Origin of the sequence: Pseudoalteromonas sp. PAR1, assembly GCF_947311895.1 — a bacterium.
Taxonomy (GTDB): Bacteria; Pseudomonadota; Gammaproteobacteria; order Enterobacterales; family Alteromonadaceae; genus Pseudoalteromonas; species Pseudoalteromonas lipolytica_C.
Genome location: NZ_CAMZMY010000006.1, coordinates 70167 through 84289, shown reverse-complemented (window position 1 = coordinate 84289; position 14123 = coordinate 70167). Strand labels below are relative to the sequence as shown.

At 42.7% G+C, this 14123-nt stretch carries 14 protein-coding genes; 5 read left to right on the top strand and 9 right to left on the bottom strand.

The window, feature by feature from the left end; genetic code table 11:
- Positions 1 to 7 precede the first annotated feature (7 nt).
- Complete coding sequence (locus QL229_RS06680; RefSeq protein WP_054562273.1) at positions 8 to 223, top strand: hypothetical protein; 216 nt, start codon at positions 8 to 10, stop codon at positions 221 to 223.
- A gap of 65 nt (positions 224 to 288) precedes the next feature.
- On the opposite strand, the gene QL229_RS06675 is transcribed toward QL229_RS06680, so the two are convergent.
- The 7 genes from QL229_RS06675 to QL229_RS06645 form a co-directional block, all read right to left on the bottom strand.
- Positions 289 to 996, bottom strand: a complete 708-nt coding sequence (locus QL229_RS06675) for a TorF family putative porin (protein WP_135923766.1) — start codon at positions 994 to 996, stop codon at positions 289 to 291.
- Positions 997 to 1007: 11 nt separating this feature from the next.
- The gene (locus QL229_RS06670) at positions 1008 to 2225 is read right to left on the bottom strand and encodes a BCCT family transporter (RefSeq protein WP_135923765.1); all 1218 of its coding nucleotides are present in this window, start codon (positions 2223 to 2225) and stop codon (positions 1008 to 1010) included.
- A gap of 129 nt (positions 2226 to 2354) precedes the next feature.
- Positions 2355 to 4025, bottom strand: a complete 1671-nt coding sequence (betA, locus tag QL229_RS06665; RefSeq protein WP_281546624.1) for a choline dehydrogenase — start codon at positions 4023 to 4025, stop codon at positions 2355 to 2357.
- Complete coding sequence (betB, locus tag QL229_RS06660; RefSeq protein WP_054554308.1) at positions 4025 to 5488, bottom strand: betaine-aldehyde dehydrogenase; 1464 nt, start codon at positions 5486 to 5488, stop codon at positions 4025 to 4027. The genes betA and betB overlap by 1 nt, the downstream gene beginning before the upstream one ends.
- Before the next feature lies 1 nt (position 5489).
- Complete coding sequence (gene betI / locus QL229_RS06655) at positions 5490 to 6080, bottom strand: transcriptional regulator BetI (RefSeq protein ID WP_199527253.1); 591 nt, start codon at positions 6078 to 6080, stop codon at positions 5490 to 5492.
- 282 nt (positions 6081 to 6362) lie between these two features.
- Complete coding sequence (locus tag QL229_RS06650; RefSeq protein ID WP_281546623.1) at positions 6363 to 6830, bottom strand: nuclear transport factor 2 family protein; 468 nt, start codon at positions 6828 to 6830, stop codon at positions 6363 to 6365.
- Positions 6831 to 6918: 88 nt separating this feature from the next.
- Complete coding sequence (locus QL229_RS06645; RefSeq protein ID WP_281546622.1) at positions 6919 to 8100, bottom strand: MFS transporter; 1182 nt, start codon at positions 8098 to 8100, stop codon at positions 6919 to 6921.
- Between the two features lie 110 nt (positions 8101 to 8210).
- Between QL229_RS06645 and QL229_RS06640 the strand changes: the two genes are divergently transcribed.
- Together QL229_RS06640 and QL229_RS06635 are read left to right on the top strand one after the other, a co-directional pair.
- A complete protein-coding gene (locus tag QL229_RS06640; RefSeq protein ID WP_281546621.1) occupies positions 8211 to 9098 on the top strand; it encodes a LysR substrate-binding domain-containing protein in 888 nt (295 codons plus the stop codon).
- 99 nt (positions 9099 to 9197) lie between these two features.
- Positions 9198 to 10289 carry an alkene reductase gene (locus QL229_RS06635; RefSeq protein WP_281546620.1) on the top strand — a complete coding sequence of 364 codons (1092 nt, stop codon included), beginning with the start codon at positions 9198 to 9200 and terminating at the stop codon, positions 10287 to 10289.
- Positions 10290 to 10293: 4 nt separating this feature from the next.
- Here QL229_RS06635 and QL229_RS06630 read toward each other — a convergent pair whose 3' ends face one another.
- Positions 10294 to 10731 (bottom strand): acyltransferase, encoded by a 438-nt coding sequence (locus tag QL229_RS06630; protein WP_281546619.1) that lies wholly within the window; start codon positions 10729 to 10731, stop codon positions 10294 to 10296.
- 240 nt (positions 10732 to 10971) lie between these two features.
- Between QL229_RS06630 and QL229_RS06625 the strand changes: the two genes are divergently transcribed.
- Positions 10972 to 11346 carry a type II toxin-antitoxin system RelE/ParE family toxin gene (locus QL229_RS06625; protein ID WP_281546618.1) on the top strand — a complete coding sequence of 125 codons (375 nt, stop codon included), beginning with the start codon at positions 10972 to 10974 and terminating at the stop codon, positions 11344 to 11346.
- Positions 11339 to 11641 (top strand): DNA-binding transcriptional regulator, encoded by a 303-nt coding sequence (locus tag QL229_RS06620; protein ID WP_281546617.1) that lies wholly within the window; start codon positions 11339 to 11341, stop codon positions 11639 to 11641. Before QL229_RS06625 ends, QL229_RS06620 begins: the two co-directional genes overlap by 8 nt.
- Before the next feature lie 45 nt (positions 11642 to 11686).
- Here the strand turns inward: QL229_RS06620 and hrpB are convergent, their stop codons facing one another.
- Positions 11687 to 14107, bottom strand: a complete 2421-nt coding sequence (gene hrpB / locus QL229_RS06615) for an ATP-dependent helicase HrpB (RefSeq protein WP_281546616.1) — start codon at positions 14105 to 14107, stop codon at positions 11687 to 11689.
- Between the last annotated feature and the right edge of the window lie 16 nt (positions 14108 to 14123).

Here is a 14123-nt window from a genome sequence, read left to right as displayed (position 1 = left end):
AAAAGAGATGGAATCGCAAGTCAGTTATCGCTTTGACTCACAGCAAACCGCCAATCGGTTTTTAAACAAGCTTAAGCATTGGTCAGTGGCTAAAGTTACTGCGAGTCTTTGCCAAGGGGGTTATGGCGTAAAAATACGCTACGAAGTCGATACCAGTGGCTTTGATTACACTCTTGCAGAGCTTGATGATTTAGCGATGCAACACGAAGGCGAAGAGATTTAACTTTCAGATTCTAGGCATAAAAAAACGGCTAACCAAGGTTAGCCGTTTTTATATTAAAGCTGTGCTTACAAATCAAAGCTACGCGAAATAGACGCGACAATCCGCTCGTCTGCATACTCAGAATCAATACTGGTATTCTCACCTGCAATTTCAATATCAAACCCTGCATAGCTCGTTTGATACGCTAAACGATAATGCTTATATGACTTATCGCTGCCATCCCAGCTAAACTTATCGCCATCTAATGAATTAGATACATCAAAGCTGGCACGAATTGCATGGTTTGGCGCTACTTCAAATGTGTGCGCTAGCATGTAAATTAAATGGCCTGCACCAGTACCAAAATAGTCCCAAGTATACCAAAAATTAAGCTCTACTTGCCCAATGCTGCTGGCATAACCAAATTTCGAATACACCTCTGGGTAGTTGCCATCGCTTGAGTAATCTTCACCGTGGTAAGAGTAGTAAGCAATACCATAATCAACACTAAGGGCATCCGTTAACTCAGCATAGTTACCAAAATACGCATCCCATTCAATGTCAGTGCCATCGCCAAAATCTACATTTGAAGCCCACGTACCTACATACATACCTGAATCTGCAAAGGCATAATCTAAGCTGCCTTGAATCGCTGGGTCATTCATGGTTTGGCTGACACCATTGAAGGTGTAATCTGATGCCAATGTAACCGTAGTAGATAAGTCAGCCATGGCTGATGTCGATAGTAATGCCAATGGCAACGCTGCTGCTAATACTGTTTGTCTTGTTGTCATGTTGGTTTCCCTTAGCTAACTGTTTCTATTTTTGTGTAATCTAATTTATTGTCTTTTGGTGAACCTTCGATATTTTTCACTGTTTTTAACTTGCTGTAGCCAATAAAGGCAGCACAGCCGAAAAATAACGCAATAACTAGCGCGCCAACCCATTGGATCTGTAAAAAGTCGAACTTAAACAGCAGGGTTAATAACGAAAGCGCCACCACATTTAAGACAATATAATTAACCTTACCAAAACGTTTCACCGTTAAGTTTAGGTTATCTGTGTATAAACGGATCAAAGAATCAAGTGAGTTGATCACAAACACCACACCAACAAACACCATAGCGATGTTTTTCAAGCCTGCTGTTGCAATACCCGCTTCATGGTATTGATACAAAACACTAAACCAGATAGCGATTGGAATAGACGGGAAAATCAACATAGCCGCCAGCACTTGGTAAGTTTTTAAGCCACCCACAAAGCGCGAGGTAAATTGACCAATCATAATACTCCAAGCAAACCACCAAAACAGGTAGAAGGCATGGTAATCATTCAGTGGTAATACAAACTCATTGATGTTGCCAAAGTAACCACCGATCAACGTAAGGTTATCAACAAATGCTGATGTTTGTGCATCAGACCCAACAAAGGCACCGAACCACATAAATGTGATTAAAGCGATAAACAACCAAGTAGTCGAAATACTTAAAAAGCGTACATACTTAATGTCTGTGCTTGAATACACAGCAAAACAAATCGCTGCAAACACCATTAAGTAGAATGTCGGAATAATTGACTCGCCATCACCGAGCGACGGTAAATACCAAGGCAAATTCGACAGCAGTAAAAATGCAGTAAATGCGCATGTCCCAATAATAACAACGTTATTAATTAGTTTTACCAAAGCAATTTCAAAGAACTTTACTTTGGGTTCTATTACACAGAAATAAAAGCACGTAAGGAAATAAAATCCCCAGATCAAGAAGCCCCAAAAACCAAACTCGATGGCTAATGGATTGGCAAACGCATACTCTGGGCTTGCTTTTATGTCTGCATAACCTGCAAACTCTGTCAGTGGAAACATAATCAAGCCAACATCTAGGCCCGATGTAAATAAAATTGCAATGAACGTAAACGTTCTAACTGGTGTGACGCCAACACACCTAACCGTACCCCATTTAAATAAAATAACCGCAATTGCTAACAGGGTAAAAATGATGCCAGCACTAAGCCAAAAGGTCATAGTTACCCCCCCAAAATAAGTAATAATACTTCATTGTTTCTCCAGTTTTATTCCTCGCATTAACGCACCACAAACAACTCGTGATGCGCGCCACTGCAAGCCCCACAGCCGAAACTGCGGGTGGCCTTATTAGATCTCCGAACTACGCTGCGTTGATTGCCATTGTTTTTCCATGGCAACATCTGCAGTTGATGCCGATAACACAGGCTTACCTAAAATGTGGTCCGCCGCTTTTTCTGCCACCATAATGGTTGGCGCATTTAAATTACCGTTTGGAACGGTTGGGAAGATAGATGAATCCACAACCCGTAAACCTTCGATACCGTGCACTTGAGTTTGCGAGTTAACCACGGCCATCTCATCTTCACCCATCTTGCACGAACATGACGGATGGTAAGCACTCTCAACCGCTTGACGAACAAAAGCATCGATTTCTTCATCGCTTTGAACATCTTTACCTGGTTGAATTTCATCATCGCGGTACTCATCAAACGCACGCTGTTCAATAATCTCACGAGTTAGACGTACGCAAGCTCTAAAGCCTTCAATGTCATCTTTATGCTGTAAGTAGTTAAATTGGATCTTAGGCGCAACCTGTGGATCCGCCGACTTAATTGTCACCGCACCACGGCTTTTTGGTTTGTTATGCCCAACATGAACTTGGAAACCATGACCATCAAAGGCACTCTTACCGTCATAACGAATGGCTGCTGGTAAAAAGTGATACTGAATATCTGGCCATTCAACACCCGGTTTTGAGCGAATAAATGCACATGATTCAAAATGGTTAGTCGCCCCTAAACCTGAGCGATTTAATAACCAACGAGCACCAATTAGCCCTTTTGAAACAAGGCCTAATTTGCCGTTTAAAGTAATTGGTTGCTTACACTTATATTGGAAGTAAAACTCCAAGTGGTCTTGTAAGTTTTGGCCAACACCTGGTAAGTGATGTTTAACCTCAACACCCGCTTCGCTCAGGATGTCTTTATCACCAATACCTGATAATTGCAGAATATGCGGTGAACCAATTGGGCCCGCACTTAAAATAACGTCTTTTGCTGCAAATGCTTGCTGCTTAGAGCCTGATACTGAATACTCAACGCCCACGGCTTTTTTGCCTTCTAGCAAAACTTTTTCAGCTAAAGCACCGGTGACTAGCGTTAAGTTTTTACGTGACTTAACTGGGTCTAAAAACTCACGGCTAGCAGAGCTTCTTACGCCATCTTTAACTGTCATATGCATTGGCCCAAAACCTTCTTGCTGGGCTGCATTGTAGTCATCAGTTTGCGCATAACCTGCTTGTTGGCCCGCTTTGATAAAGGCTTTATAAAGCGGGTTAGCCATTTCATTACCGTTATTAACCCCTAATGGGCCGTTATCGCCACGGTAACTGTTACCACCTAAGTAGAATGATTCCGCACGTTTAAAGTACGGTAAACATGCTTGATAATCCCAACCATTAGCGCCGTGTTGCTGCCACTCATCAAAATCTTTGGCATGACCACGTACATAGACCATGCCATTAATCGATGATGAGCCACCTAACACCTTACCTCGTGGGCAGTGCATTTGACGGTTATCTAAATATGGCTCTGGCTCGGTATGAAATTGCCATGCATATTTGTCAGTATTCATTGGGATTGATAGCGCGGTAGGCATCTTTATAAAAATGCTTTTATCGCTACCACCCGTTTCAAGTAATAACACCTTATTCGAAGGGTCTGCTGATAGTCGGTTTGCCAACACGCAGCCTGCTGAGCCAGCACCGACTATGATGTAATCATAGTTCTGTGTACTCATTAAAATGGACTCTCTATATTGCTCATACCCACATAAATCGATTTAGTTTGGGTATAGTGATCTAAAGTTTCGATACCGTTTTCACGGCCAATACCTGATTGCTTGTAACCACCTACAGGCATTTCAGCAGGTGAATTACCATAGCTGTTTATCCAACAAATACCGGCTTGTAATTGATGGATCACGCGGTGTGCGCGCTGAATATCTTTAGTGAACACGCCTGCGGCTAAGCCTAGGTGGGTATCGTTTGCACGCTGAATAACGTCATCTTCATCATCAAACACCAACACACTCATTACTGGGCCAAAGATCTCTTCTTTAACTATGGTCATGTCGTCTTTACAGTCGACAAAAACGGTCGGCTCCACAAAGTAACCGTTTGGTGCAGATGCAGGTGACAATGCCTTACCGCCGGTTAGCAAGGTTGCGCCTTCTTGAATACCTTTATCGATATAGCCAAGTACAAGCTCTTGATGCTTTTTAGAGATAAGCGCCCCTAAATTCACCTCAGGATCCATTGGGTCGCCAGCAATAATATTTTGCTCAGTGCGTGTTTTCAGCTCATCAATAAACTGCTGATAAACATTTTTGTGCACATAAATGCGCGTACAGTTAGTGCAGATTTCACCTTGCGTATAAAAATTACCTAACATTGCCGCACTAACAGCTTGAGATACATCGGCATCATCAAATACTAATAACGGTGACTTACCGCCAAGCTCCATGGTCACATCTTTAAGTGAACCAGCAGCGCTTGCCATCACTTTTTTGCCTGTGCCCACTTCACCAGTGAACGACACTTTTTCAATATTTGGGTTTGCTGTTAACCATTGCCCTACTTCAGCAGCGCCTTGCACAACGTTAAATACGCCAGCAGGTACACCCGCTTCGATGAAAATCTCTGCAAGTTTAATTGCGCCAAGTGGTGTTTCTTCTGAAGGTTTGAAAATAACCGCATTACCCGCAGCCAGTGCCGGGCCTGATTTCCAACAAGCAATTTGCAGAGGGTAGTTCCATGCACCAATACCGGCACAAATACCAAGAGGCTCTTTACGTGTGTAGTAAAAGTCATTGCCAACCATTTGTTGCTGACCCACTTGTGCAGGCGCAAGACCAGCAAAATACTCAATTACATCGGCGCCAGTTTCAACATCAACACACTCAGCTTCTTGCCATGGCTTACCCGTATCAAGTACTTCAACTTTTGCCAGTTCATCATTACGTTCGCGTAAGATTGCCACGGCTTTTAATAAAATGCGGCTACGCTCAATTGGCGTCATTGCAGACCACGCTGCAAAGCCTTGTTTTGCGCTTTCGATTGCCGCGTTTTGAATAAACTCATCGGCGATTTCAACGTGATAAATTACTTCATCTGTTGCAGGGTTCTTTACTGCAAAAGTATCGCCAGTTTGATTTTTCAAAAAGTGGCCATTTATAAAATTTTCGTAAACAGGTGTGGTCATTTTAGGCTCCATACTGTTTTATCAGTGAACGAATGTAGTCTTTTACTAATTGCTCACAATGTTCGAATTGATCATGGTCTGACTTACTTAATACGGCTCTTAGCCATAAACCATCGATCATGGCTGCACTTAACTCAGCAGCTAAGTTGGCATCGCTATCGCTCATTAACTGTTTGAATGAGCTTAATAAATTACTAAATAAACGTTTACTATTTACGTTTTGTAAGCGATGCAACTGGGCGTCGTGCATTGAATGCGCCCAAAAGCTCAACCAAGTTTTGGTGTTATTGCTTTGCTGCTGAATGCGCGAAAAGTTTGCTTCAACGATAAACATTAATCGTTGCTCTGGGCTAGTGTGCGGCGTTACTTGATTCATCAGAGCTTGCTTTAAACTCGTCAATAAATAACGCACAGTGGCTTCAATTAAGCCCTGCTTGCCACCAAAATAATGACTGATAATGCCAGACGATAAGCCTGCCTTTTTACTAATGCTATTTATGGTGGTGCCTTGCAAACCAAGCTCTGCAACCGACTCTATTGTGGCGTCAATTAACTGCTGACGACGAACAGGTTCCATTCCAACTTTCGGCATAATTTTTTATTGATTGAACGTTCAATTAAAATAAAGGTTAAGGTAATCAGCATGGCAATTCAAGGTTGACAAATTGTAAACAGCCGCAAAGCTACACTCGTAAATTAAGCTAACCCACTGTTCTTACGTTTATTATTTGATATATAAAAAAGTTTTAAATTTATTCAAAATGAAGCCTAAAAAGTATTAATTTAGGCTGAAATGCGGAAAAAATAGAAAATTTATTGCGGGGGTATTTTTAATAAAAAAGCGCTTATAAAAGCGCTCGTGTTAAAGCAAAGTTCATTCGTGGTATTTACGAATAACCGCTATTTTGCCATCTTCTATTTCGAGCACATCCATAATGGTTTGCGTGTATTCAATTTCTTGCTGGTTTTGCGGGTGTATACCTTTAGCATGATGGGTATAACGTAAGGCAATGGCAGAATTATTAAAAATAAAGGTATCGAGTAAATTTGCTTGGTATTCAGTGTGCGCACCAAGGTAAAAAGTCATACCTTTACGCATCATCGCTTTGCCATCTGGCTCTCTAGAATCATCTGTTTGATAAGGTAAGTGTTGATTTGCTACATCGTCAGTTAATAAAGCTAAAAAGGCTTCTAACTCTTTGTTGGTGGCATTCGGTGCTTGTGTTGCAACCATGGTATTAAAGTACTGCTGTGCTAATGCTGTAAGCTCTGGGTTAACTTGCTTTGCTTGGCTGCTAAATGTGCTAAACAAACAAATAGCCAGAAAATAAAGGTGCTTCATCGTTATTCCTTGTGGTTTTAGTTATTGACTAATTATCAAACTACGCACCTAAAATAACGACAAAGCCCCGAACTATCAATATTTTAGTTTAAGCTGTTTGTGGCTTTAGGGTCTCGCGTTTATCTAAATAACCGCTGTAACGTGTTGCAATTAACGCAGCTAAACTGATGATAGCGCCAATCCAAGCTGTGTCTTGCAATGAGTAGTTTTCAACGACAACGCCACCTAACACTGAGCCTAGCGCAATCCCGATATTAAACGCTGCAATGTTTAACCCTGATGCCACATCGACGGCATTGGGGGTGAACTTTTCGGCAAGTTTAACCACATAGACTTGCAGCCCAGGCACATTACCAAACGCAAATGCCCCCCATACAAGTATGGTCAGTACCGCAGCCACTTTAGATTGCATGGTAAAGGTCAGCACTAACAGCACAATACTCAAAGCACTAAAGATAATGGTCAGCGCACTAATGGGGCCTTTTTTATCGGCTAACTTACCGCCATAAATATTACCAACAGCAACCGATACCCCATATACCAGCATGATTAAGCTAATAGTGGCTGATGCAAAACCAGTTTGCTGCTCTAAAATAGGCGCTAAATAGGTAAAGGCAGTAAATGTGCCGCCATAACCAAGTATGGTCATCAAGTACACGAGTAAAAGCCTAGGCTGCACCATTACTTTTAGCTGCTCACTCAAAGTTGCCGGTTTACTCTGCTTTAAGTTGCTCGGAATTAAAAACGCGCTACCAACAAGTGCAATTAAGCCCAGTAAAGACACTACTAAAAAGGTCGCTCGCCAACCAAAGTGCTGACCAATCCAAGTCCCTAATGGCACACCGGTTACTAATGTAACCGTTAAACCGGTAAACATAATCGCAATGGCACTAGCTTCTTTATCTTTACTAACAAGCCCAGTAGCGATCGTTGAACCAATTGAGAAAAACACCCCATGGGCAAGACCAGTTAGAATCCTTGCTGTGATCAAACTGCCATAACTAGGTGCTTGCCAAGCCAGTAAATTACCGATTACAAATAGGCTCATTAAGCTAAGTAATACATGTTTTCGATTCCAGCGTCCGGTAAGCGCGGTTAATACTGGCGCCCCCACCGCAACACCCAAAGCATACAAGCTTACAAGTAGCCCGGCACTCGGTAACGAAACCGCTAAATCATCAGCAATAGTTGGCACTAAGCCGACAATCACAAACTCAGTGGTGCCTATGGCAAACGCACTGAGAGTCAACGCTAGTAATGCTATTGGCATCACAAATCCTCTATTTAATTTTGAAAGTGCGGCTATTGTGGCTAAAATTAAATTTGCAAAAAATAGCAGTAGTGACAAAATACTTTTGTCAAAAATGAAAAGGTAAAGCCATGAGCGTGATCTCCAACACCCAAGATTTAGAAGCATTTATTAGCGTGGTTGATACCGGTGGTTTCTCAAGCGCAGCCAATGCTCTCGATGAGCAAGTTGCAAAAATATCACGGGCGGTAACTCGGCTCGAAAAATCATTAAACGTTACCTTATTCAACCGCACCACAAGGCGCATTGAGCTAACCGAAGAAGGTCAGTTATTTTTAGGCTATGCTAGAGAAGCACTGAGTCAGCTCGCACAAGGCGAAGAGGCCTTAAAGCTTCTGCACTGCGCCCCATCAGGAAAATTAAGAGTCGATGCTGCAAGTCCTTTTGTGTTTCATCAATTAGCGCCACATTTAAAAGCCTTTAACCAAACTTATCCTGATATAAAACTTGAGATCACCAGCCACGACAACATTATCGATTTGCTTGAGCATAAAACCGATATTGCTATTCGTATTGGCGAGCTTGCTGACTCAAACTTGCATGCGCGCACTTTGGGAGTTAGCAAACTACAGCTCGTTGCCAGCCCTGATTATTTAAAAGCGGCACCGCCATTAAATGAGCTAACCGACTTAGCCTCGCACCAGCTTATTGGTTTTACCGATGCGCCGCATTTAAACCACTGGCCGCTAACCACGCCGTTAGACCTGAAATTTTCAATCAGTGCATCAAGTGGTGAAACTGTGCGTCAGCTTTGTATTCAAGGTCATGGCATTACCTTGTTGTCGGAATTTATGATCCACGAAGATTTAAAAGCAGGCCGTTTAGTAAAAGTGCTCGAAGGCGAAGTACTAAGCCCTAATCGCCGCGAAAAAGTACATGCGGTGTATTATCAAAACAGCGGTGTGTCATCACGAGTATTAGCGTTTTTAGACTTTATAGCACCCAGGTTAACGCTGTAGTTTTTTGCATTTTTAACAAAAGTGTTTTGTGATTACTGGCATTAATTTCATAAATAATTTTCGTTATGCTGAAAGCATATTCGCTTTCAAGGAGCCGTAATGAACAAATTATTCGAAACCGTACAACTTGCCGGTCATACATTAAAAAACCGCATTGTTATGCCACCAATGACTCGCTCTCGCTCATCACAACCGGGAGATATCGCCAATGAGTTAATGGCCGACTACTATGCACAACGAGCCAGCGCCGGCTTAATCATTAGCGAAGGCACACAAATATCAGCCCTAGGTAAGGGCTATGCTTGGACACCAGGTATTTACACTGCCGAGCAAATTGCTGGCTGGAAAAAAGTAACCGACAAAGTTCATCAAGCTGGTGGCATTATGTTTGCTCAGCTTTGGCATGTTGGCCGCGTATCTCACCCAAGTAACACAGGTGGCGAGCAACCAATTGCGCCATCAGCTATTGCAGCTAAAGACGTTAAAGTTTTTATTGATGAAGATAACAAACCCGACTTTGTTGCCACAGCTCAGCCACGCGCAATGAGCCATGACGATATCAAACAGGTTATAAACGAATACCGACAAGCTGCCCGTAATGCAGTTGATGCAGGGTTTGATGGTATTGAACTTCACGCTGCTAATGGTTACTTAATTAATCAATTTATTGATTCAGAGTCGAACCAACGCACCGATGAATACGGCGGCAGTTTAGAAAACCGCTTACGCTTTTTACAACAAGTGACACAAGCGGTATGTGATGAAATTGGCGCTGAGCGTGTTGGCGTACGCCTTGCTCCACTCACAACCCTTAATGGTACGGTCGATGATAACCCGTTCGAAACCTATATTGGCGCAGCAAAAGTACTCAATGAACTCAACGTTGCTTATTTGCACATTGCTGAAGCTGATTGGGATGATGCGCCTTTAATGGAGCAAAGTTTTAAGCAAGCGCTACGTGAAAACTATGCTGGATTAATGATTTATGCGGGCAAATACACTGGCGATAAAGCAGAGCAAGCATTAGCCGCAGGCTGGGCTGATTTAATTGGTTTTGGTCGCCCGTTTGTTGCCAACCCAGATCTGCCAGCGCGCATTGAACAAGGCATTGAACTGGCTCAGCATGATCCAGATACCCTATTTGGAGGCGGTGCTAAAGGCTACACTGACTACCCCTTAGCAACGCAATAACGCACTAAAAAAGGTGGCTCGTCAACCAATAGCTCAATACAATAAAGCTGATGTTGGCGAGCGCTCTTAACCACCATGGAGCAGAGCTAAACTGTATTTGGCTGTACTTGCTTACTAATACCAACACGCCCATCACAGTAAACCAAGGAGTAAAAAAGAATATTGGCTTTAACTTCACTAAACTGACTGCTAAATCGTGCAGCGCACCGCTTACAGCAAAGGTCACAACAACAGCACACCAAACCGGCATAATGTCATTGCAAGGCTTCATCACATAACGAGATAGATAATAGCTCCACACCGGATTCCAATATCGCCAAAATAGATAAAACGAGCTAGCACCTAGAGAACGTGTCAGCATATTGCGCAGCGAATCTTTATGACCAAGGGGCACGCCTGTGCGTTTTTTAACGTATTGAGCAAGGGTAATAGCTGCAGACACCGACTTTCTCTTTTTTTACTAATGACTAATTCAGACTACTAAACAACCAACAAAAGAGAAACCAAAACAAGGCTTGAAATTGTAACGGTTTATTTTATTCGTATTGGTTTTGCGCAGATAGATAGCTGGTAATCACCCATTACTTCTGCTATCAACATTAGAGGGACACCAATGAAAACCTCATTATCATTGATTGGCTACTGAGTGAAACATTGAAAGTGTACCCTAACGGAGTATACTATGATTTATAAAACAAAGGATTTTGTTTCGCGCACGAAAAAAGAAAGCCTGTCTGATGCTGATTTAATAAACGCTTGCAGAGAGATGTCAGCAGGCCTTTACGATGCAGACCTAGGTGGTAATGTCTATAAAAAGCGCGTAGCCATGGGCAGTAAAGGAAAAAGAGCTGGTTATAGAACTATTGTCGGGGCTGTAATTGGTGATAAATATTTCTTTCTTTACGCGTTTGCTAAAAACGTTAGGGCTAATATAAATGCTAGAGAAAAGTTAGCATTAAAAGAGTTAGCAAAAGAGTTTATTCGTTTTTCCCAAAGTGAACTTGAGCAACTAGTCGATGATGGCGAACTTTTAATTGTAGGTGATGATCATGAGTAACATATTAAAGTCAGTTCACAAAACAGCGAGTGGATTAAAAAAGTCTGGAGTTATAGACAAAACGACTATGCGTAAATTTGACGCATTGTGCCTTACAAATGTTCATGAATTTACCCCCGAACAAGTTCGTAATTTAAGACTGAAGTACAACCTCTCTCAACCGGTCTTTGCTCAATACTTAAATGTCAGTGACAAGTTAGTTAAAAAATGGGAGCAAGGTGATAGCTCACCAAGAGGAGCAGCATTGAAAATGCTCACTCTGGCAGAGCAAAAAGGGCTGGAAGCAATCGCTTAAGACCAACCCAAAGTACTGCAAACTTAATCACTTACTTCATTAAAATCACATCTTACTTTTTACTTTATTAGTCGCTTGACTAGTTGCGGGGTCGTCTGGCCAAAAATGTTTTGGATAACGCCCTTTCATTTCTTTTTGCACATCGCGGTAACTCGTTTGCCAAAAGTTAGCTAAGTCTTGGGTTAGCTGCAGCGGTCGCCGCGCTGGTGATAATAGCTCCATTAATAATGGCAGTTTACCTTGAGCCAGCAAAGGCGTGCTGGTCATGCCATACACTTCTTGCATGCGCACACTGAGCTTTGCTGGGCCATCGAGCTGATAGGTCACTTTTACATTTGAACCACTTGGCACAGTTAATCGTAAGGGCAGGTGTTCATTCAATAGGCTTTGCTGCTGCCAATCAAAACAGCTTTTGATCGCTTCGTTGTAATTGAACTTTTTTAATTGCTCAAGGTTTTTAATATCATCCAAATAAGGTGCAAGCCATTGGTTATCGGCAATTAATTCATCATGATTTAAAAGTGGGAATGATTCTGGTAACAGCTTACTTGCCAAGATCATTCGAATAAGTAACTGCTCACTGTCAGGCTGATCATTAAATAGCGAAAAGCCCTGCTTACTAAATAAATTTAACCACGCTTTAGTGCGCTCGCTCTTATCTAGGGGGTGTTTACTTGGCTGACTCGCTATGGTGATAGCACCGAGCTTAAGCTCATCTTGATGGACAAATCGCCCTGCTTTTTCATCGTATTCGCAGCGAGTTTGCTCAGTAAATAAATGCGAAAGCTCATCTTCAAGCTCACTTGGCATAAAGGCAACAGCAGCAAAAACACGGTTTCCCTTGTGGCCGCCCATATGCGCAATGGCAATATAATCATCGTTATGCCAAAACTCCTCGCTTAAGTCGGCGCCCGCACCGTTGGCAAGTAAATAACCATTCCCGCGCTTTTTGGCTAGGCGGTCAGGAAAAGCAAGCGCCACCAGCAGCGACAAGTACTCTGTTTTAAGCTCATTAACCGGCTTGAGTTGCAAGCGTGATAGCCAATAATTTAATTGCTGCTTAAATACTGGGTGAGGTTTGCTGTGCTGGCTATGCAATGCCAAATTAAGATCAGCTGGCATACTAATTCGGCTTTCAAGCAGTGCCGTTAAATACCCCGCTAATACATAAATACCAGGCATGCGCTGCTCTAGTTGCTTTGCCTTAATGAGCATATGCGAGAGGCGAATATCGGCTCCATAGCTCAGCATTTGGCTGCCAAGCGAAGTAAGCTTTTCATTTTCATCAATGGCTTCGAGCATTTTCAAAAGTGCCGTTGCCTGTTTAACCTGCTGGCTACTTGGTGGATCGAGCAAGCTAAGCTCAGCAAGTGATGCCCCCCACTGCTTTGCCTCTAATAACAACTGACTAATATCACTGGTCAGAATTTCTGGCGCATCATGGCTGTTGCGGCGCTCAAAGGTTTGCTTAGAGCCTAACCGATACACAACCCCCGGCTCAATGCGCCCAGCACGACCAGCGCGCTGTATGGCTGAAGAACGAGAGATACTTTGCGTAACAAGCTCTGTCACACCCGTTTTTAAATTAAAACTGGCAGCACGACGTTTACCGCTATCAACCACAATGCGTATTCCTTCAATGGTCAAACTGGTTTCAGCCACATTGGTGGTTAATACCACTTTACGTTTGCCATTTTTAGCAGGCGCAATAGCAGCTTGTTGCTCATTTTTATTTTGCTCACCATACAAGCTAAATATCTCAACATTATCACCTAAATCGTTTAGAGACTGCTGAACCCGAATGATTTCACGCTGCCCTGGTAAGAATACTAAAGCACTGCCCGTTTGCTCACTAAGCGCCTGTTTTATAACTGCAGGTATGTCATCGAGCCAGCGGCTTTCGTCTTTAAGTGGAATGTAAACTTCATCAATGGGGTAGCTTCGCCCTTGTGATGAGATGATAGGACAGCTAAAAAACTCACTGTAACGATCGCCGTCTAAGGTTGCCGACATCAGTAAGATTTTTAAATCATCGCGAAGTGCCGCCTGTGTTTCGAGGGCAAATGCCAAAGCCGTATCTGCGGCAATTGAGCGCTCGTGAAACTCATCAAAAATAAGTAAGTCTACATCACTAAGCTCTGGGTCATTTTGCAACATACGCGTCAGCATGCCTTCAGTGACAATTTCGAGTTTAGTTGTAGAACTAACTTTTGATTCGCCACGAATACGTAAGCCGACACTGTCGCCAACTTTTTCATTTTGCTGACTTGCCAAGTACTGAGCAATATTGCGTGCGGCGAGTCGTCTTGGCTCTAACATAACAATGCGTTTAAAGTGCCCTTCGCGCATTAAGGTAAGAGGTAGCCATGTTGATTTACCCGCTCCCGGTGGCGCTTGCAATAAGGCCATAGGGTTACTCTGTAATGTTGTTAACAGGGATTGATAAATATCTTCAACTGGCAGCACGTTAGGTATCTCTTAC